This is a genomic window from Undibacterium hunanense (genome assembly GCF_014284335.1).
Lineage (GTDB): Bacteria > Pseudomonadota > Gammaproteobacteria > Burkholderiales > Burkholderiaceae_D > Undibacterium > Undibacterium hunanense.
In genome coordinates this window covers 38,568-55,872 of record NZ_JACOGF010000020.1, presented here as the reverse complement: position 1 = coordinate 55,872, position 17,305 = coordinate 38,568, and the positions used below count along the sequence as shown (strand labels likewise).

The window sequence follows — 17,305 nt, the reverse complement described above, 5'->3', positions numbered from 1 at the left end:
AGACTGCGCAAGACTGTTCACAGCCCCGCGCTTCCGGCATTCACTTGCTGGCCACGCTTTGAACATAGGCCGGCATGGATTTTTGCGCGCTGGACCTGATCATCATTGCGACTTTACGGGTATCGGCCAGTACTTCGCTCACGGCTGTTTCCAGCGTGTACAGTTTTTCTTCTGCATCGCGCAGAGGTTCTGGTGTCTTGAACAAATGCCTGCTACGTTTTGCCAGGGCCTTTTCATATACTTCAAAGGCGAAATGCATTTCGGTATAGTCCATGATGATTCCCTTCATAACTGGTTATTGCTTGCTGTTGATGCTGCGACCGTCCCGGTACAATGTTTGGGTCGCAGTTTCATGCTGCGTTGCTGCGCTTTGGTGTGAGCGGGCAGGGGGCAAGCGGGTTTTCACCGCGCCTGATCTACATCTTATTTCCACATCCCTACGCCCACATCCCTGTTGGCGCTCGTGCTCAGTTTTTCGTGTCGTAATACCCGTGTACTTCATTGACCCAGAGCTGGTCGGCCATGTCTGGCCAGCGGTCGCTGTCAAAGCCAGGTGCTTTTTCGAAGTGCTCTTTATCGATATTCAGCACAAAGCGTTTGTTGACCGCGTCCAGGGTCAGTGCAGACCAGGGTACGGCAAACAGTTTTTCACCGATGGTCAGCAAGCCACCATGGGCGACCACGGCATAGGCGACACGGCCCGTGCGCATGTCCAGCATGATTTCCTTGATGTCACCCAGATGTTCGTCAGCATGGTTGACGACATTGTCGCCAGTCAATGTTTTTGCGCCCATCAGTTCAGGACCAGGGCCCTTGTGTGGATTGCCACCGTTGCCGCTGTAGATGTCCAAATTTTCGTTAATCATTTCAATTCCTTCACGTTGAGTCGAGACTTAAGTATGTCCCCGACTTCATCGCGCTTCGGTTCGATACCACACATAAAGAATTATTTTTTTTCATCATCAATAAATTAAGCAGACGGATGCTTTGATCAAGTGAAGTACAGGCGGATTATTGGTTTTCGACGGTTTTTATTTTCATATTGGCCTATGGAAAGGAATGCACATCCATAGTCAATTGATCATTTATTTAGTGGTTAATTTTATAATTAAATTTATAATGATATGGATGCCACAAATCCTGGCTGCGACATTGAACCGTGACATCACCGCCAGCACGGCCTGCTTGTCTGCCTGCCTCATAAGGCATGAAAACGTCGTGCTTTTCTCTGCTGTTTTGCTAAAAAATACAAAGGAATACGATATGCGTGTGTATCAAAAAAATGAACAATGGGTAGCAGGCGAGTACCCAGCTATCCTGGCGATAGGGGATTCGTGGTTCTGGTATCCGGGCAATAATATTTTGCAGGCGCTGATACGCAATAATTCATTAAGCGCTAATTATTCGAATATCCAGGCGGTGGGCAATAATGGCGCGCCACTGCAGGATTATGTCGGTGCCGGCAAGTATGCCCGGGATGTTGAATATAACCTGACGCCTGATGTCAGGAAATACTATAACGTCTTCATGATCAGTGGTGCCGGCAATGATGCCATCGATTACAAGCTGGCCCTGAAGACCGACTGCACCGGCATTACCGATCCCAAAGCCTGTCTGGATCCCACAGGTATCGACGATCTTTTGCGCAAGATCGCCACTGCCATGGGCGGGCTGATACATGAAATACGCTGGGCATACAAAGACGCCGTCAAACAGGTACGCCCCATCTTCATTCATGGCTATGATTATCCAGTGCCTGACGGGCGCGGCTTTAACATTCTCAATAAACTGGTCACCGGCCCCTGGTTGCTGCCTGCGCTGGATGCAGCCAAGGTAAAAAAAGACCCCGCCTTTCGCCTGGCAGTCGTGCATGAACTGATAGACCGCCTGAATGGCCTTTTCAAAACCTTTGATGACTGGCGCAATGACGTCGTCTATATCGATTCACGCGGCACGCTCAGCAGCGGTGCCGACTACAAGACTGACTGGGCAAATGAAATGCATCCCACTTCATCCGGTTTTGACAAAATTGTTGCACAACGCTGGATACCGATTCTGAAGCAGTGGGGAATAGCGAAGTAAGTGGCGGTACTACGTATCAGATTCGGTGCGCGTGGCGCACCGTTTTTGCAATCTGCCTGCATTAACCAAGCGCTGATCAGGCACGCGATTGTTAAACATCTTCTCTTGCCGGTGCACGGCTACCCTGGCTTGCTCTTGGCACGTCATTCCCGCCATACCATTTAACCCATGTTAACACATTGATTTATTGCCCTAATGTACTATTACTTCAGAGATATAGTACTTTCTGATGGCTTGTGTCGCACTTGTGTCAGTCAACAGATTTTTGCCGGATGGCTTTCATCAAGCCATGGTACTGAATTCCCCACATAACAGAATGCCGCTACGAGCGGTATCACCTGAGCGCCGGACCATCGGATAGTTAGATCGCCGGATAGTTAGATCGCCGGATCGCCTTATCGTTTCATGCTTGCATCGTCTTTACTTCAAATATACGTGTGGTTGAGGAATATTATATGAACAAATTGAAAATCGGCTTTCGTCTTAATCTGGCGTTTGGCACCATACTGGTGTTGCTGATAATGATTGCTTATATCGGCTGGTCTTCCCTGTCGTCGATCAAGGCCCGCATGGATGTGGTCGTCAACGAAAACAATGTAAAGACGGCCTTGTCGAATCGCATGCTGACTGACTTGAATCTGGTTGCCCGTTCGGCGCGCAACTATATTCTCTACAAAGACAAGGATTCGCAGGCCACCATGCGCGGACGTATCAACGATGCGTCCAAGAGCCTGACCGCAGGTGTGGAACGCCTTGGTGGTCTGGTACGCAGCGAAAAAGCCAAACAACTTCATGCAGACATGAAAGTCAAGGTGCCCGATACCTTGCGCCTGCTCAATAACGTGGTTGAACTGGTCAACGCCGACAAGCAGGATGAGGCAACAGCTTTTTTACAGAATTCAGTACAGAAACCGCAAGATGCCACATTTGCCTTGCTGAACGAGATGATCCAGTTACTGGAAAAACAGAACCAGGAATCGGTAGAACAGATGCACGCAGATTACGGGTTTGCCGTAAACATTTTGCTGGGTGCTACGGTGTTTTCTTTCATCGCTGCAGCAGGCCTGGCATGGTCGATTACCCGTTCGATTACCCGCCCCATCGATGAAGCTGTCAGCATTGCGCAAACCGTTGCTGCTGGTGATTTGACACGTCATATTGATGTGCAGGGCAAGGATGAAGTCAGCCAGTTGCTGGAGGCGCTCAAGGCCATGACCGGCAGCCTTGCCGGTATCGTCAGCGAAGTGCGTGCCGGTACCGACACTATCAGCACGGCGTCGCAACAGATTGCTGCGGGCAATCAGGATCTGTCGTCCCGCACTGAAGAACAGGCTGGTTCGCTGGAAGAAACCGCATCGTCGATGGAAGAGCTGACATCTACCGTCAAGCAAAATGCAGACAATGCGCGCCAGGCCAATGTGTTGGCAAATTCGGCGTCGGATGTGGCTGTCAAGGGTGGCAGCGTGGTGCAACAAGTGGTTGAAACCATGGGTTCGATCAATGAGTCGTCGAAGAAAATTGTCGACATTATCGGCGTCATTGATGGCATCGCCTTCCAGACCAATATCCTGGCGCTGAATGCCGCAGTCGAGGCAGCACGTGCCGGTGAGCAGGGCCGTGGTTTTGCCGTGGTTGCGTCAGAAGTACGCAACCTGGCACAACGCTCGGCATCAGCCGCCAAGGAAATCAAGGAGCTGATTGGCGACTCGGTACAAAAAGTCGGCATGGGTGCCAAACTGGTGGATGAAGCCGGTATCACCATGGGTGAGATTGTAGACAGCGTCAGACGCGTGACGGACATCATTTCCGAAATTTCGTCTGCCAGCCAGGAACAGAATGCCGGCATTGAACAGATCAACCAGGCCATCGCCCAGATGGATCAGGTCACCCAACAAAATGCAGCCCTGGTGGAAGAAGCCGCTGCCGCAGCAGAATCGATGCAGGATCAGGCCGTCAAACTGGCCCACGTGGTCGATGTGTTCAGGTTGAATGGTCATCAGCAGGGCATGACTGCTGCAACGATCAAAAGCGCCACCAAACGGCCACAGCTTAAAGTCGTCAGCAAGACAGCCACCGTATCCAGGCTGGCATCCACTGCTGGCACCCGGCCCCGGAATGCTGCAAAAGTGGCAGCAGGGACAGAAGGAGAGTGGGAACAGTTTTAAGCCAGGCTGCTAACCGTCTGTATTATCGAAGCGTTACAGTCTTCACAAAAAAAACCGCTGCGCCAGTTAAGGTGTAGCGGTTTTTTGTTCTTGATGCAGGCAAAATGATGCTTTCCTGGTCAGTAAGACGAAGCATTCCAAGGAATTATTTTTTGTAGGGATAATTGACAAAATAACATAAATAATCTACAAGTAATGCTCATCCGTCCTGGTTGGTAAAGCGCTGAGTGCCGTTGTTGTGCTCTTGCTTGCCATCTGAGTGACACAGCGCACCTGAAATGGGAACGTCATGTCTGAGCATATTCGTCAAGCACGCAAAAAAATGGATCTGGGGCAGCAGCATGCGCCTGCCCAGCGTCAATCTGCTGTGCAGTCGCAGCCACAGTCGCACACTGCACAATTGGCCCAGCAAGATCCCGTCGACCTTCGTCCACAATTCGCTGATCAGCGCCAACAAACCAGGCAACTCAAAGCCTATAGCCACATGATGCAGAACAGCCCGCGTGCCACGCAATTGCGGGCGATGCAGCACTTGATGAATCAAGCTGTATTGCAAAAGGCAGAAGGTGAAGAACTGCTGCAAGAAAAATCTGTTGATCACAGTACTACCCAATTAGCCGGACAATCCACGGCCCAACCCAACAACACCGGTTTGCCTAACCAGCTCAAGGCCGGCATAGAATCGCTTTCCGGCATGAGCATGGATCATGTCAGGGTCAACTACAACTCTGACAAACCCGCACAGTTAAATGCCCACGCTTATGCACAGGGTAGCGAGATTCATGTAGCCCCGGGGCAGGAACGTCATGTGCCGCATGAAGCCTGGCACGTGGTGCAGCAGGCACAGGGGCGGGTCAGACCGACCATGCAGATGAAGCTGGGTGTGCCGGTGAATGATGATGCAGGCCTGGAAACCGAAGCGGATGTGATGGGGGCGAAGGCGCTGGGTGTTGGTACGGCTATAAGTGGAAAGGTGGTACAGAACAAGGGAGTGGGTAATCAAAGAACCGCTGCGCCTGATTATTCTGCAGCATCTGCTTACAGCAGTGTGGTCATGCCCTATCAGCTAATGAAATTTGAGCGTTTTCAAGGCTGGAATCGCCTTACCAACTGGTTCCAGAATCAGCAAGAAGATGAGTTGCTGGCGCAGGAAAAGAGGGTGAAAGAGTTTCTGGATTCCATGAAACCGTTTGAACAAAGTCAGGGTGGCGAGCAGATTTCTGTATTGAGAAACCGTTTTGATGAAATAGAAGCTTCAACCATTACGACCCTTAATTACGCAACTACGCTTCGTACTCTCAAAGCAATTTTCTATCGATTGGATAATATATCTTCCGCCATCACTAAAACCTGGATTGAGTACGACAGAGCCTATCCCTTAGAGATCGCTGAATGGATCGATAAGAGCAGCCGCGGCCCGGATGCATCCCGTCTGGTATATCTGGTCTGCAGTACGTATTCGAAACTCCCCATTGTTTTAAAGTCAGAAAAAAACAAAGAAGTCATCAAGGCGGCTATTCTTGGTGAGTTGGATACCTCCAAAATTCGTCAGGATTCGGTGAAGGCTGGGCATCTGGAATTTGCCCAAAAAAGAGTAGGGCTGTTAAACCGGAATTTCAGGAAGATGCTGGATCGTATAGAAGGTGACTGGGTTAGTATTCGTGATGAATACGGATTATCGCAACACCTGGTCCACGTGCATCTGACTGGGTCGGACTACCATAATGACGGACAAAGTGTCTGTATTCTTGAGTCGGATGAGGGTAAAAAAGTAGTGTACAAACCCAGGACGTTAAGCCCTGACATCCATCTCGAAGGTGGCAAGAAAAGCGTGCTTTCCGACCTGAACACAGAGCTGGCTACTACTAAATTTAGCCAGACAGAAGACAATAAGGGCGAGCAATATGGCTACATGGAACATATCACCAAGGCCAAACGCCTGACCATAGAAGAAGCGGGGAGATATTACTATCAGATGGGGCGCATGGTCATTGCAACGAAATTGCTGGGTGTCACAGACTTGCATCAGGAAAATATTTATACAAGTAGCGGCGGTATTCCAGTGATAGTCGATGCAGAAACATCGTTTCTGCCTGATGTCATGATGAGTGAAGCATGGAATGCGACCCTGATTCATTCAACGCTGACTACCTTCGCCAAGGACGGTGCGAAAACACCCAATTACTTCTGTACGGATGAAGAATTTGACGCCTGGAGAGATGGTGATAACGCCGAAGATGACGAAACTGAACCAAGTGGCGAATATCTCAGCAAAGTAAGGACACAGTCTTATGAACCCGGCGGTAAATACAACCGGGCTTTTCTCGACGGTATTGCGGAAGGAATCAGTGCTGTAGATAGAAACAAGGGCCGGCTCATTTCCTATTTGCAGGAAAGAGTTAAAAGTATACATGGGGTACGCATAGTCCCAATTGCCACGCTTGACTTTAAGAAGGCAATGCAGGGTGTCTATAGAGAACCTGAGACCAGGGATAAAATGCTGGGCTTTATGTTGGGAGATGCAAAACAGTCATTGAATGATGCTGGATATGTCATGGCAGAAGGAAGTGATGAAATAATCAAAACGGGCATGATCGAAGATTTCAAAAACACAGATTTCCCTATCTTCCGATACGAACCCAGCAATGATTGTGTGTACTATCGTGGAAGCGTCATTGCTAAACATAAGCCCGGAATTCAGGCAGCCATCGAAATCAGTGTTAATCACATCAGTGAAACCAGGGTGAAAGACGTAGCGAAAGAAATGTATTTGAATACACATAAAGACGATTGATGATCCTGAACAAGCCCAGAATTAAGAATGTGACCAAGAAAATGTACCAGGGCGGGTTGACCTATTTTTCTGACAATGACTAAACCAAACATCTCGAATAACGTCGAACCAGAACTGATCGCCGGTTGGCTAGGCACGCGTTCAGTTGCGCGTGGTTTACCGGCACCGGTGCCTGATCATGGTGGATGGCGCGTCGATACCGCGCAAGAAACGGAGCAACGGCGCTATGTCTTTGCTGGCCCGGCGGATGGGATACGGGAACTGGCGCTGTCGATAACTACCCCATTCACCTTCATCAAAATGTGTGGCACAGCCGCGCAGTTGCTGGCGCTGGTGCCGCAGCACTGGCAACTCCAGCGTGTTGGCTATTTGATGACCCATGCCGCAACGTCAGACGTGATGCCGGTACTGCCTCCCGGATACCGGTTGGAAATTGCCATTGACCATCCATTCCCTGCAACAGTAGCCCGCATTTTTTCCGATGACGGTGCGCTTGCTGCCAGTGGTTATGCCATGGAAGACGGTGGATTCTTTATCTATGACCGCATTGCGGTCGACGCTGCACATCAGCGGCGTGGTCTGGGCCGGGCAATCATGGCGGCGCTGGGTACAACCCAGCAGTCAAATGCTGCACAGCGGGTGCTGGTGGCGACGGAAGCCGGATGTGCCTTGTATGCTACGCTGGGCTGGGTTGTCCGGTCGCCTTATTCGACGGTAGAAATCAAAGCGAGACAAGATTAGAACCAGGCACTGCCCTGTGCTTGTTTTTTAGAATGCGTCGGAGTTGTTATATATGTCATCTCCGGCGACGAGATACTATTTGCAGATACCCGTACTCAAGCATGCCGTGTCAGGCGAAGTTTGAATCAACGCCAATAAAAAAAGCTGAACCCTGCTAGGTGCGGGGTTCAGCTTTTGCCAGCCATAGAGCCTGAAAATCTATTTTTCGAACGTAGCTGATACTCAGAGATACTCCGAGATACTCAGATTTTCTTTTTCATCAGCGTTATTGAATCGACTTTTGGAAATCTGGGTCAGCAAATAAATTTCCCAACAATTGCTTTACCGCTTCAGTATGGTTGCGTTGTGCTTCAGGAATCGCGATTGCTGCAACAAACGGAGAATCCCATGTGGTTTCCCCAGTGATGATTTTCTCGTAGCTTATTGTCGTTCCTCGCGTAACTGTAAAGCGAACACTTACCGTTGCCTTGCCTATACCGTAAGATCCGTCGAGATAATTTTTCAGTAGCTTCCCGCTTATTATTGCGCTGGTCTTGTTTCCTAACTTGCCAGCGCTGGCCAATTCGTTTTTCAAAGCTTCTTTAATATATTCTGAAAACGACCCGTTGGCAGGCGATGCGTAGACACTGGCACGGATTCTCAGGTGATTGAGGCTGTCGTCAGTGACAGTAAATTTTCCTACTTCCGCAACGCCATTTCCTGGCATCTTTTGCAGCACTTTGACATTGTCCACAGTTGCTTGATAGCCGGGGGCAACAGTTGTACATGCGGTCAGCATTACAGTACAGATCAAAGCGGCAAGCAAGCCGGTTTTCCTTAAGCTCTCAATGAAGAAAGAGGACGACGATATCTTCATTTATTCATCTCGCCATTCTTTTGCATATCGTTAAGAAGATTGAGTATCAAACCTTCAACCACCTGACGAATTGCTTCGTCCTTTGGTTCTTTGGGTACAGGTGTCAGCCCCTTTGGACCCTCTGCATTACCAATGGTGGAGTGGATGGCATGTTTATACACGTGCTTGAACTCATCCTTGTTGGGCGTAATGTAGCTTGCATTCATCACATAACCGTCAGTCACCATGGAGCCTGCCAGTCCTAACGTCAATCCAGTGGCAAATCCTTTGCTGAATGCGTCTTTGTCCACAACAATATTATCGATGGTAATGAATAATTTATTGCCAGATGTTGCTTGCCCAGTAAGTACGTCGCTGAATAAGCTGGACTGTTGCAAGGTTTTAATCACTAAAGGGGTAACAGCTTCAGTTGCGCGGGCATTGACAATACCTTTGGTGCGGAATTCAATCATGACCTGAACTGGCTGCTTTTCTTGCTTGGATGGATTTTTCAATAAATCTTCAAACGCTACTTTAGGTAAGGCAGGATCAACATATTGCTTTACTGAGACACAGCCGCTGCCCAGCATAGTAAAGCCTAGTACCCCAACCAGTAATACCATGCGAGAAAAACTATTTCCTGCATTTGAAAAAAAACGGTTCGATCCCAACAACATGAGTAATTTCATATCCTTCTTTCATTTTTGATTTGTTTTTGAATGTGCGAAATGCATTGTGCAGATGAAATCGCCGCGAAATCATAGCTTGTTTGATTTCTGATTGCCAGCAATTCCTTGGCAATCAAGCAATCAAGCCGCCGCTGGCTGCATGCGTAATACTGTACGCATCTGCTGTACTTCTTCCAGCGGGCTGCGGCCAAACAGGCGTTTGAATTCACGACTGAATTGCGAGCTGCTTTCATAGCCGACGCTGGTGGATGCGGTATACGCGCTCATACCCGAACGTATCATCAGCAGCCTGGCCTTGTGCAGGCGCATCGCCTTGATGTACTGGATGGGTGTGGTTGCCGTCACCTGTTTGAAGTGATGATGAAAGGCGGGTACGCTCATGCCGGATTCTTTCGCCAGGGTATCGACATCCAGCTTTTGATTAAAGCCTTCATGGATTCTGCGTAATGCCCGTGTGATTTTCTGGAAATGGCTGCCCTGGCTTAAGGCGGCGCGCATCGCTGTACCCTGTTCACCCATCAGTATACGGAAATAGATTTCTTTCACTATGGCCGGTGCCAGGATTTTTGCTTCCAGTGGTGACGACAATGCCATGAGTAAGCGCATGACCGCATCGGCCAGGCTGCCTTCAACGCTGGTCGAATACATGAAACCTGGTTGTACCGATGGCTTGATAGCGGCAAAGTCTTCTTCTTCAACAGCCAATGCCAGCTCTGCTGCCAGGGTTTGCTGTATGCCGACATGGATGCCCAGCAAAGGGTGATCTGGCGCGGCTTCGGTATCTGCTTCAAACGGCATGGGGGCGGACACCACCAGGTATTGCTGCGCATCGTAGGTGAACATAGCCTCACCCAGATAAGCACGCTTTCGACCCTGCACAATGATGCAGATACAGGGCTCGTACATCACAGGTGTGCGGCTGAAAGCGTGGTTGCTGCGCATGAAGTGCACATAGTCCAGCTCCGATGCCGTAAAGCCTTCTTCTGGCGCCAGGCGTGCCACGATGGCGGCCATGTTTGTGGCTGCGTTGTGGCTGCTGTTGTTGCTGTTATGAGCAGGACCACCTGTCACTTCAGGGATGGCAGGGATGGAAGAAATCGTCATGGAATAAACACCTTGTATGCGTGGTGGGATTGTACGCGCTGATATGAACAGGCAAGTATGGTAGCAATATTTAGTCTGTGTGATTGCCGGATTATAGGATTAGGCAAATCTGCTACAGTTTCCGGCATTCTGGTTTTGCCGCCCGGATCTTATGATGACACCCTGCTCGCAATTCGCGGGCCATCATTTTAAAAGGTGCATCATGACGCAAAAAACATGGTTAATTACAGGCGCAACCCGTGGCATAGGTGCCGCCATTGCCACCGCTGTGCTGGATAGTGGTGACAGGGTCGTCGTTACCGGGCGTGCTGTCGATCAGTTGCAGGCCCGCTTTGGCAGCTATGGCGACCAGGTGTTGGTGCAGGCACTGGATGTGAACAATGACGCGCAGATACAGGCCGTGGTCAAGGCTGCCTGCGCGCATTTTGGTGGTATCGATGTGCTGGTCAATAACGCCGGTTATGGGCAACTGGGCTTGTTTGAAGAAATTGACGCGGCCGACATCCGTCAGCAGTTTGATACCAATGTCTTTGGCAGCATGAACGTGGCGCGTGCGGTCCTGCCTGTCATGCGCGAACAAAGGCGTGGACATATCTTCAACCTGTCGTCCATAGGCGGGGTCGTCGGGTTTGACGGTGCATCAGTCTATTGCGCCAGCAAATTTGCGATTGAAGGGTTTTCGGAATCACTGGCACTGGAAGTGGCGCGTTTTGGCATTCACATCACGATCGTGGAACCGGGCTTTTTTCGTACCGATTTTCTGGATCAGAGTTCGGTACGTTACGGCCAGAAAAGCATCGCTGATTATGTGAATGGCACTGACGGCAACAGCACCAGCGCACGCGAAACCTATGACAGCTACAACCACCGCCAGGCTGGTGATCCTGACAAGCTGGGTGCCGCCTTGCTGGCCATCAGCAAGCTGCCTGCGCCGCCACTGCATTTTGCTGCCGGTTCCGACGCGATCACCCTGTTGCGTGGCAATACAGAAAAACGCCGCCAGGAACTGGAGCAGTGGAGTGCCTTGTCCACATCAACCGATGGGAATTTTGAGTGAGATTAAACCTGGGCAGCTCGCCAGGCTGATACAGCGCCTGCGAGCAGGCACGGGTTTTATTCCATTTGTTTCAGGTAGGTCTGCATGGCAAGCATCTCGCCATGCAGCCAGGCCACGAAGTTGCTGATTTTTTCTGACGCTGCCTTGCCTTTTGCCGTGACGATGCGATAGCAATAGCGGGATGCTGGCGCCATGGAAGGCGGCATGGGCAGTGTACGCAGGTGGCCCTGGCGCAGGTCTTCGTACGCAATGGCGGCAGGCAACAGGGCCACGCCCTGGGCGGCCACGGTAGCCTGTACCAGCAAACCGGCATGGCTATAATTTTGTGCAAAGTCGTGTTGCTGGTCCAGCAAGGCATGGTTGTGCAACAAACGTATCCAGTGTTCAGGCGTACCTTCATACAACAATGGGTAGCGCAACAGGCGTTTCAGACCGGGCGGCTGGCGTGCCTGCCTGTCCTTGTCATTCAATATAGCCGGACTATAGGCCAGCAGCAATTGCTCGCGCCACAGCAGGCTGTCGGTATCGCCCTCTGTATAAAGCTGATGACGGATGGCGATATCGCATTGCCCCTGTGACGGATCAACGACGGTATCATTTGAATCGATGCGGATATCCATGCCGGGGTGCAGGCGGGTATAGTGATGCAGGCGCGGCACCAGCCATTTCATGGCGAAAGAATGGGTGCAGGAAATGCGCAGGCTGTCATTGCTGCTGTCTTCACGCAGGGCGGCAATTTTGACGTGCAGATCACGCAGCATATGGCTGACAGTGTCGGCCAGCTCTGCCCCTTTTTCGGTGATCGACAAATGACGCGCATGGCGCTCGAACAGGGCAAAGCCTAACTGCTGTTCCAGCTGTTTGATGTTCTGGCTGACGGCTGCCGGGGTCTTGTGTAATTCATGCGCCGCCAGCTTGAAGCTGCACCAGCGTGCTGCGCAGTCAAAGTCCAGCAATACCGACAGGTTACGTAATTGTCCGTTCATCCTTTTCTTTCATCTTTGCATTAGTCATACTTATTCATGAGTATGGTAATGCTCGTTTGTCATTTGCTCTATGTGGGAACATCATCGTCCCATGTCAATGAAAACGGGAAGGATGAACAATCATGCATAAGAATATCTTGATTATAGGTGGTACGCGATTTTTTGGAAAACAACTGGTCAGACGTCTGCTGGCAGACGGGCACAGGGTCACCATCGCCACCCGTGGCCGCAACCCGGATGACTTTGGCGATGCCGTGCAACGCCTGCGCGTGGACCGGCGTGACGAACAAGCCATGCAGGCCGTGTTTGCCCATGCCAGTTATGACCTGGTGTTTGACCAGATGTGTTATAGCCCCCTGGATGCGGCAATTGCGCTGGAAGTGTTTGCCGGCAAGGTCGGGCGCTATGTCATGTCATCCACCATAGAAACCTATCGCCACCTAGTGGGCCGGGTCTTGCGTCCCTTGCGGGAAGATGATCTGGATCTGACCCAGGTCGCCATCGACTGGCAATATCCGTGGCGTGACCCTGCACTGGCGGATGTCAGTTATGCCGCCGGTAAACTACAGGCAGAAGCCGTGCTGATGCAGGATGGCCGTTTGCCGGTCGCCACATTGCGCATTGCTCACGTGTTGTCGGCGCAGGATGATTTTACCGGCAGGCTGGCCAGTTATGTTCAGCAGGTGATGCAGGAGCAAACCCTGCTGCATCTGGCAGGTGCGGGCAATACCTCATTCCTGAATGTGGCTGCGGTGGTCGATGCCATGGTCTGGGCAGGCATGGCAGATTTTTTGGGGCCGCTGAATCTCGCCTGTCAGGGTAATCTGTCTGCGCCGCAACTGGTTCAGCGCATCGCGCGCCTGCTGGGCAAACCGGCCATATTGCAAATTGCCGGTGACAACACAGCGCACAGTCCTTTTGATTATGCACATGATTATGTGATGGATACTGCGCGGGCACGCGGCCTGGGCTATCAGTTTTCCAATGTCGATGCCTGGCTTGACAGGCTGATACTGGATCTGCATCAGCAGCTACTGTTGGAAGGGCAGGGGGGCGCAACATGCCTGAACTATCCACGCTCTTTAGTTTCATACTGGCCGCCAGTCTGGTCATTGTCATACCCGGACCGGCGACTTTGCTGGTGGCCGGGCAGGCCAGACAGTCAGGCCGGCGCGCTGTCTTGATAGTGGCAGTGGCTGGAATTGTCTGTGGCGATGTATTGCTGATCACCTTATCGGCGGCAGGTTTTGCGGTATTGATGCAAAGCCTGCCCTGGCTATTGCCAGCGATGCGTGTGCTGGGGGCAGCTTACTTGCTGTATCTGGGTATAGCAATATTGCGAAGTAGTGCGGCACCTGCGCAGCAACCCAGCCCAGCGCATGCAGGCTTTACCAGAGGCCTGCTGATGACGATCAGCAATCCCAAGCCGGTTTTGTTTTTCAGCACATTTTTCCCCTTGTTTATTCCTGCGTCACAAAGCAGTGTCGTGCAAGGGTTTGTCATGCTGGGGTTGGTTTTTGAGAGCATCAACGTACTGTATTTTGTGCTGTTATGCAGCCTGCTTACATGGGCCAATAAACGGCTGTCACAACAGTCTTCATCAGGCTGGCTGCGCAGACTACAAGCTGGCGGCATTCAAAAAATCTGTGGCGGCGGCTTGCTGTTGTGTGGCCTGGTGATGGGCTTGAATTGGTAGGACGTGTTGTTCTGTCTGGCTGCTTTGTAGCCGAAAAGTGAAAAGTTTCTTAGTCAGTAGCATTTATTTGTTAGAATAGTTAAACAAATGTCATTGTGAACTTGCTGATAGGAATGCCATGTCTGAGCAAAGTTATCAAAGTCGGAAGGCCGTCGATCAAGTCCGGCAAGGGGCACTTGCTCAGCGCCGTGGCGCGCCATTGACCCAACAAAGCATAGATGAAGGTGCGTCTGGATTTGTTGATCGTCGCCCGCAAGCCAGGCAGCTTAAAGCGTATAGTCACATGATGCAAAACAGCCCTCGCGCTATGCAGCTTAAAGCGGTGCAGGCAATGATGGATAAAGCGATGCTGCAAAAAGCGCAAGACGAAGAATCGCTGCAAAAAAAATCTACTGACCGTGGTACTGCCCAATTCGCTGCGCAAGCCGCACCCCAAGCCAATCATACTGGCCTGCCAAATCAACTCAAGGCGGGCATAGAATCCCTGTCCGGCATGAGCATGGACCATGTCAAGGTCAACTACAACTCCGGCAAACCAGCGCAACTGAACGCCCATGCCTATGCGCAGGGCAGCGAAATCCATGTAGCGCCCGGGCAAGAGCAGCACGTGCCACATGAAGCCTGGCATGTGGTGCAACAGGCCCAGGGGCGTGTCAGGCCCACCATGCAGATGAAGCAGGGCGTGGCAGTGAATGACGATGTGGGTCTGGAAGCTGAGGCGGATGTGATGGGGGCGAAGGCCCTGAGTGCTGGTGCCAACCTGTTTGCCGGACAGGGTGGGCAGCATGCAGGCATGCACGTGGATACCGTCGACGCAACAGCAACAGCTGGTGCTTCACGCCAGCTAGTGACGGTCAATGCGGCACAGGGTAGTTCTGCACCGGTCCAGATGTATGGTGAAACCTTGCAGCGGCTGGCCTTGTATTTCGGTGTGGAAGCAAACTTTGCCAGTGTGGCTGCGGCCCTGGGTATGGCACCCACCACGCTGTATTTTGCGCTGACTGCTATTGCAACGGTAGCGGCCATCTGGAGTGTTTCTAAAATCATCAGTTACTTGATGGGCGCGAGTCCTTTGACTACGGGCAAGTTGAATGTTGTCGGTGAAAACCACGATGAATCAAATCCCCAGCGACTTGCTGAAACAAACTACACCAAGCGTATTCTGGGTGAAGATGCCGGGTATTGGGGAGAAGAGCAATTTGCGTTGAGCACTGATGACGATTGGGGCGATGACAAATATTTGAGAATGGCAGATCTGGTCTACCGGTCCAAGGATTTTTACGAGAGATTGTCAATATCTGCCCTGGATTTTGCTTTGATGCAGAATCTGACGACTACAAAGAAAAGTGAAATTGTTGCCAAGCTGATCGAATCTATGAAGGCAGGTGAAAATCGTTTCATGAATGGAATGAAAGCAGAAATTTCTTCAATTAACGCTCTGTTCAGGAAGAAAAAATCCCCCTTTGCTGGCAAACTCAATATGAGGGAATATATCTTATGGGCAAAATTGCTGTCTCCATTGTCAAGCAGACATAATACAGTTTTACAGGGTCTGGAGGCCCACGATGCAGTAAGTAGATACGACGACGTTGTATATAATGTGATGGAAATAGCGGACGATATTGGAAAATTTGGAAAACAATCGATAAGGTCCCCCTTCCTCGACGAACCAGATATTACTCAGCAGCGCTCAGAAAATATGCATGAGGCTGCAAACGCTGCTACTGGCAAAGGTGTATGGAAGGTCGGTGAAACACATGTCAATGATATGGAGAAGATAAAAGGTAGTAAGAAATATCGTCTTGTTCATCGAGATAGTTTTATCAAAGCCTTAAAGTGAATTTGATACTGCAAAGTGCAGCGACGAAGACTGTGTCATGGCAGGGTATTTTCTAACACCGGGACAATGTTATCATCCAAGGATGAATGTTGAGATGATAAAAGGACCACCATGCACCTGTTCAGACACGCCTTCACCGCCTTGCTATTGACCGCTACAGGCTACACCGTCAGCACGGCCACCCTTGCCGCAGAAACCACCAGCGCACCAGCATGGCAGCGCGTACATTTGACAGGTTATGATTTCCCTGTCTATGCCAATCACGATCTGGTCACAGATGGCGGCAAAGATAACAATAAAATCCGTGAAGTGATTTTTGTCCAGCATGGCATACAGCGTAATGGCGATGATTATTATGCCGCTGCCATGAACTTGCTGAAAGCGGCTGGCAGGTCCGGGCAGGATGTGTTGATTATTGCCCCCAATTTCCCTGGTACGCCAGATGCGGACAAAGGTTTTACCGGCATGCCGGTATGGACCGTGCAGGGTTGGACCGGTGGTGATGCGGCGCTGCCTGCCGCAGCTGTGCCTGCAGAGTTAAGTTCCCTGCGTGTGATGGATGATCTGGCGCTGATGGTGGCGGACAAAAAACGTTTTCCGCTGATCAGCAAGATCACCTTTGCCGGTCATTCTGGTGGCGCGCAATTGATACATCGTTATGCTGTGCTCAATCATGTTGACGACCGCCTGCGTAGTCAGGGGCTGGATGTGCAGTATGTGGTGGCGAATCCGTCTTCGTATCTGTACTTTACGCCAGACCGCCCCGGTGTCAAGGGGTTTGCCCCGTATGACACGGCCCTGTGCGCCAATTATGATGATTACCGCTATGGCATGCAGCACATGGTGGCGTATGCCAACAAGATGAATGGTGATGAGCTGTACCGGCGCTATCAGAAACGTCAGGTCACTTACCTGGCAGGTACCAGCGACAATGACCCGAATCACCGTGTGCTGGATAAATCCTGCGGTGCCGAAGCAGAAGGCCCCAATCGCCTGGAACGTGCACGCGGATACTGGCGTTACGAAGCCATGCTTGATACGCAACTGGCTGCGCAGGTCAACAGCAAGGTGCAGGCAAAGGCAGAACCCAAAGCTGGTGCAACGACCAACCCGGCTTTGTCATTGCCGGTGGCCATTCCGCCGGTGATGTCCATGCACCGCTATCTGGAAGTGAACGGTGTTGGCCACGACCAGGAACGCATGTTCGGGTCACAGTGCGGCATGCAGGCGGTGTTTGGTGTTGCAGTTGGTGAAGTTGGAAAAGGGGCGACGTGCAAGGTGGTGTATCCTTGAAACATCCTTGTTCGATGATGGGG

The 17,305-nt window shown here is 51.0% G+C and carries 15 protein-coding genes; 9 read left to right on the top strand and 6 right to left on the bottom strand.

The window, feature by feature from the left end:
- Positions 1–40 precede the first annotated feature (40 nt).
- Both H8L32_RS25605 and H8L32_RS25600 read right to left on the bottom strand, forming a co-directional pair.
- Positions 41–274: a hypothetical protein gene (locus H8L32_RS25605; RefSeq protein ID WP_186950697.1), complete on the bottom strand. Its 234-nt coding sequence runs from the start codon at positions 272–274 to the stop codon at positions 41–43.
- A 193-nt stretch (positions 275–467) separates the two neighbouring features.
- Positions 468–866: a PRC-barrel domain-containing protein gene (locus tag H8L32_RS25600; RefSeq protein WP_186950696.1), complete on the bottom strand. Its 399-nt coding sequence runs from the start codon at positions 864–866 to the stop codon at positions 468–470.
- Between the two features lie 397 nt (positions 867–1,263).
- Here H8L32_RS25600 and H8L32_RS25595 point away from each other — a divergent pair, with 397 nt between their 5' ends.
- The 4 genes from H8L32_RS25595 (at position 1,264) to H8L32_RS25580 (ending at position 7,782) form a co-directional block, all read left to right on the top strand.
- On the top strand, positions 1,264–2,082 hold the full coding sequence (locus H8L32_RS25595; protein ID WP_186950695.1) for a hypothetical protein: 819 nt from the start codon (positions 1,264–1,266) through the stop codon (positions 2,080–2,082).
- A gap of 455 nt (positions 2,083–2,537) precedes the next feature.
- Positions 2,538–4,247: a methyl-accepting chemotaxis protein gene (locus H8L32_RS25590; RefSeq protein ID WP_186950694.1), complete on the top strand. Its 1,710-nt coding sequence runs from the start codon at positions 2,538–2,540 to the stop codon at positions 4,245–4,247.
- Between the two features lie 289 nt (positions 4,248–4,536).
- Positions 4,537–7,041 (top strand): DUF4135 domain-containing protein, encoded by a 2,505-nt coding sequence (locus H8L32_RS25585; RefSeq protein WP_186950693.1) that lies wholly within the window; start codon positions 4,537–4,539, stop codon positions 7,039–7,041.
- 75 nt (positions 7,042–7,116) lie between these two features.
- Positions 7,117–7,782, top strand: a complete 666-nt coding sequence (locus H8L32_RS25580; RefSeq protein ID WP_186950692.1) for a GNAT family N-acetyltransferase — start codon at positions 7,117–7,119, stop codon at positions 7,780–7,782.
- A gap of 265 nt (positions 7,783–8,047) precedes the next feature.
- Here the strand turns inward: H8L32_RS25580 and H8L32_RS25575 are convergent, their stop codons facing one another.
- From H8L32_RS25575 to H8L32_RS25565, 3 genes are all read right to left on the bottom strand, one after another.
- Entirely contained in the window at positions 8,048–8,638 is a 591-nt protein-coding gene (locus H8L32_RS25575; protein WP_186950691.1) for a hypothetical protein, read from the bottom strand.
- On the bottom strand, positions 8,635–9,306 hold the full coding sequence (locus tag H8L32_RS25570; RefSeq protein WP_186950690.1) for a hypothetical protein: 672 nt from the start codon (positions 9,304–9,306) through the stop codon (positions 8,635–8,637). Before H8L32_RS25570 ends, H8L32_RS25575 begins: the two co-directional genes overlap by 4 nt.
- Positions 9,307–9,426: 120 nt before the next feature.
- On the bottom strand, positions 9,427–10,410 hold the full coding sequence (locus H8L32_RS25565) for an AraC family transcriptional regulator (protein WP_230412421.1): 984 nt from the start codon (positions 10,408–10,410) through the stop codon (positions 9,427–9,429).
- A gap of 202 nt (positions 10,411–10,612) precedes the next feature.
- Between H8L32_RS25565 and H8L32_RS25560 the strand changes: the two genes are divergently transcribed.
- Positions 10,613–11,467 (top strand): oxidoreductase, encoded by an 855-nt coding sequence (locus H8L32_RS25560; RefSeq protein WP_186950689.1) that lies wholly within the window; start codon positions 10,613–10,615, stop codon positions 11,465–11,467.
- Positions 11,468–11,523: 56 nt separating this feature from the next.
- On the opposite strand, the gene H8L32_RS25555 is transcribed toward H8L32_RS25560, so the two are convergent.
- Positions 11,524–12,453, bottom strand: coding sequence for a LysR substrate-binding domain-containing protein (locus H8L32_RS25555; protein WP_186950688.1), 930 nt, complete (start codon positions 12,451–12,453; stop codon positions 11,524–11,526).
- 122 nt (positions 12,454–12,575) lie between these two features.
- On the opposite strand from H8L32_RS25555, the gene H8L32_RS25550 reads away from it, so the two are divergent.
- The 4 genes from H8L32_RS25550 (at position 12,576) to H8L32_RS25540 (ending at position 17,282) form a co-directional block, all read left to right on the top strand.
- Positions 12,576–13,637 (top strand): NAD-dependent epimerase/dehydratase family protein, encoded by a 1,062-nt coding sequence (locus H8L32_RS25550; protein ID WP_186950687.1) that lies wholly within the window; start codon positions 12,576–12,578, stop codon positions 13,635–13,637.
- Complete coding sequence (locus H8L32_RS27910) at positions 13,595–14,149, top strand: LysE family translocator (RefSeq protein ID WP_329605230.1); 555 nt, start codon at positions 13,595–13,597, stop codon at positions 14,147–14,149. Before H8L32_RS25550 ends, H8L32_RS27910 begins: the two co-directional genes overlap by 43 nt.
- A gap of 118 nt (positions 14,150–14,267) precedes the next feature.
- Positions 14,268–15,989, top strand: a complete 1,722-nt coding sequence (locus tag H8L32_RS27905) for an eCIS core domain-containing protein (RefSeq protein WP_230412420.1) — start codon at positions 14,268–14,270, stop codon at positions 15,987–15,989.
- Positions 15,990–16,100: 111 nt separating this feature from the next.
- Entirely contained in the window at positions 16,101–17,282 is a 1,182-nt protein-coding gene (locus H8L32_RS25540; protein ID WP_186950719.1) for a hypothetical protein, read from the top strand.
- Positions 17,283–17,305: the final 23 nt, after the last annotated feature.

Coding starts and splice junctions, on each gene's coding strand:
- H8L32_RS25580 (WP_186950692.1), top strand. CDS start 7,117: ATGACTAAACCAAACATCTCGAATAACGTCGAACCAGAACTGATCGCC.
- H8L32_RS25590 (WP_186950694.1), top strand. CDS start 2,538: ATGAACAAATTGAAAATCGGCTTTCGTCTTAATCTGGCGTTTGGCACC.
- H8L32_RS25565 (WP_230412421.1), bottom strand. CDS start 10,410: ATGACGATTTCTTCCATCCCTGCCATCCCTGAAGTGACAGGTGGTCCT.
- H8L32_RS27905 (WP_230412420.1), top strand. CDS start 14,268: ATGTCTGAGCAAAGTTATCAAAGTCGGAAGGCCGTCGATCAAGTCCGG.
- H8L32_RS25555 (WP_186950688.1), bottom strand. CDS start 12,453: ATGAACGGACAATTACGTAACCTGTCGGTATTGCTGGACTTTGACTGC.
- H8L32_RS25560 (WP_186950689.1), top strand. CDS start 10,613: ATGACGCAAAAAACATGGTTAATTACAGGCGCAACCCGTGGCATAGGT.
- H8L32_RS25585 (WP_186950693.1), top strand. CDS start 4,537: ATGTCTGAGCATATTCGTCAAGCACGCAAAAAAATGGATCTGGGGCAG.
- H8L32_RS25605 (WP_186950697.1), bottom strand. CDS start 274: ATGGACTATACCGAAATGCATTTCGCCTTTGAAGTATATGAAAAGGCC.
- H8L32_RS25540 (WP_186950719.1), top strand. CDS start 16,101: ATGCACCTGTTCAGACACGCCTTCACCGCCTTGCTATTGACCGCTACA.
- H8L32_RS25595 (WP_186950695.1), top strand. CDS start 1,264: ATGCGTGTGTATCAAAAAAATGAACAATGGGTAGCAGGCGAGTACCCA.
- H8L32_RS25575 (WP_186950691.1), bottom strand. CDS start 8,638: ATGAAGATATCGTCGTCCTCTTTCTTCATTGAGAGCTTAAGGAAAACC.
- H8L32_RS25600 (WP_186950696.1), bottom strand. CDS start 866: ATGATTAACGAAAATTTGGACATCTACAGCGGCAACGGTGGCAATCCA.
- H8L32_RS25550 (WP_186950687.1), top strand. CDS start 12,576: ATGCATAAGAATATCTTGATTATAGGTGGTACGCGATTTTTTGGAAAA.
- H8L32_RS25570 (WP_186950690.1), bottom strand. CDS start 9,306: ATGAAATTACTCATGTTGTTGGGATCGAACCGTTTTTTTTCAAATGCA.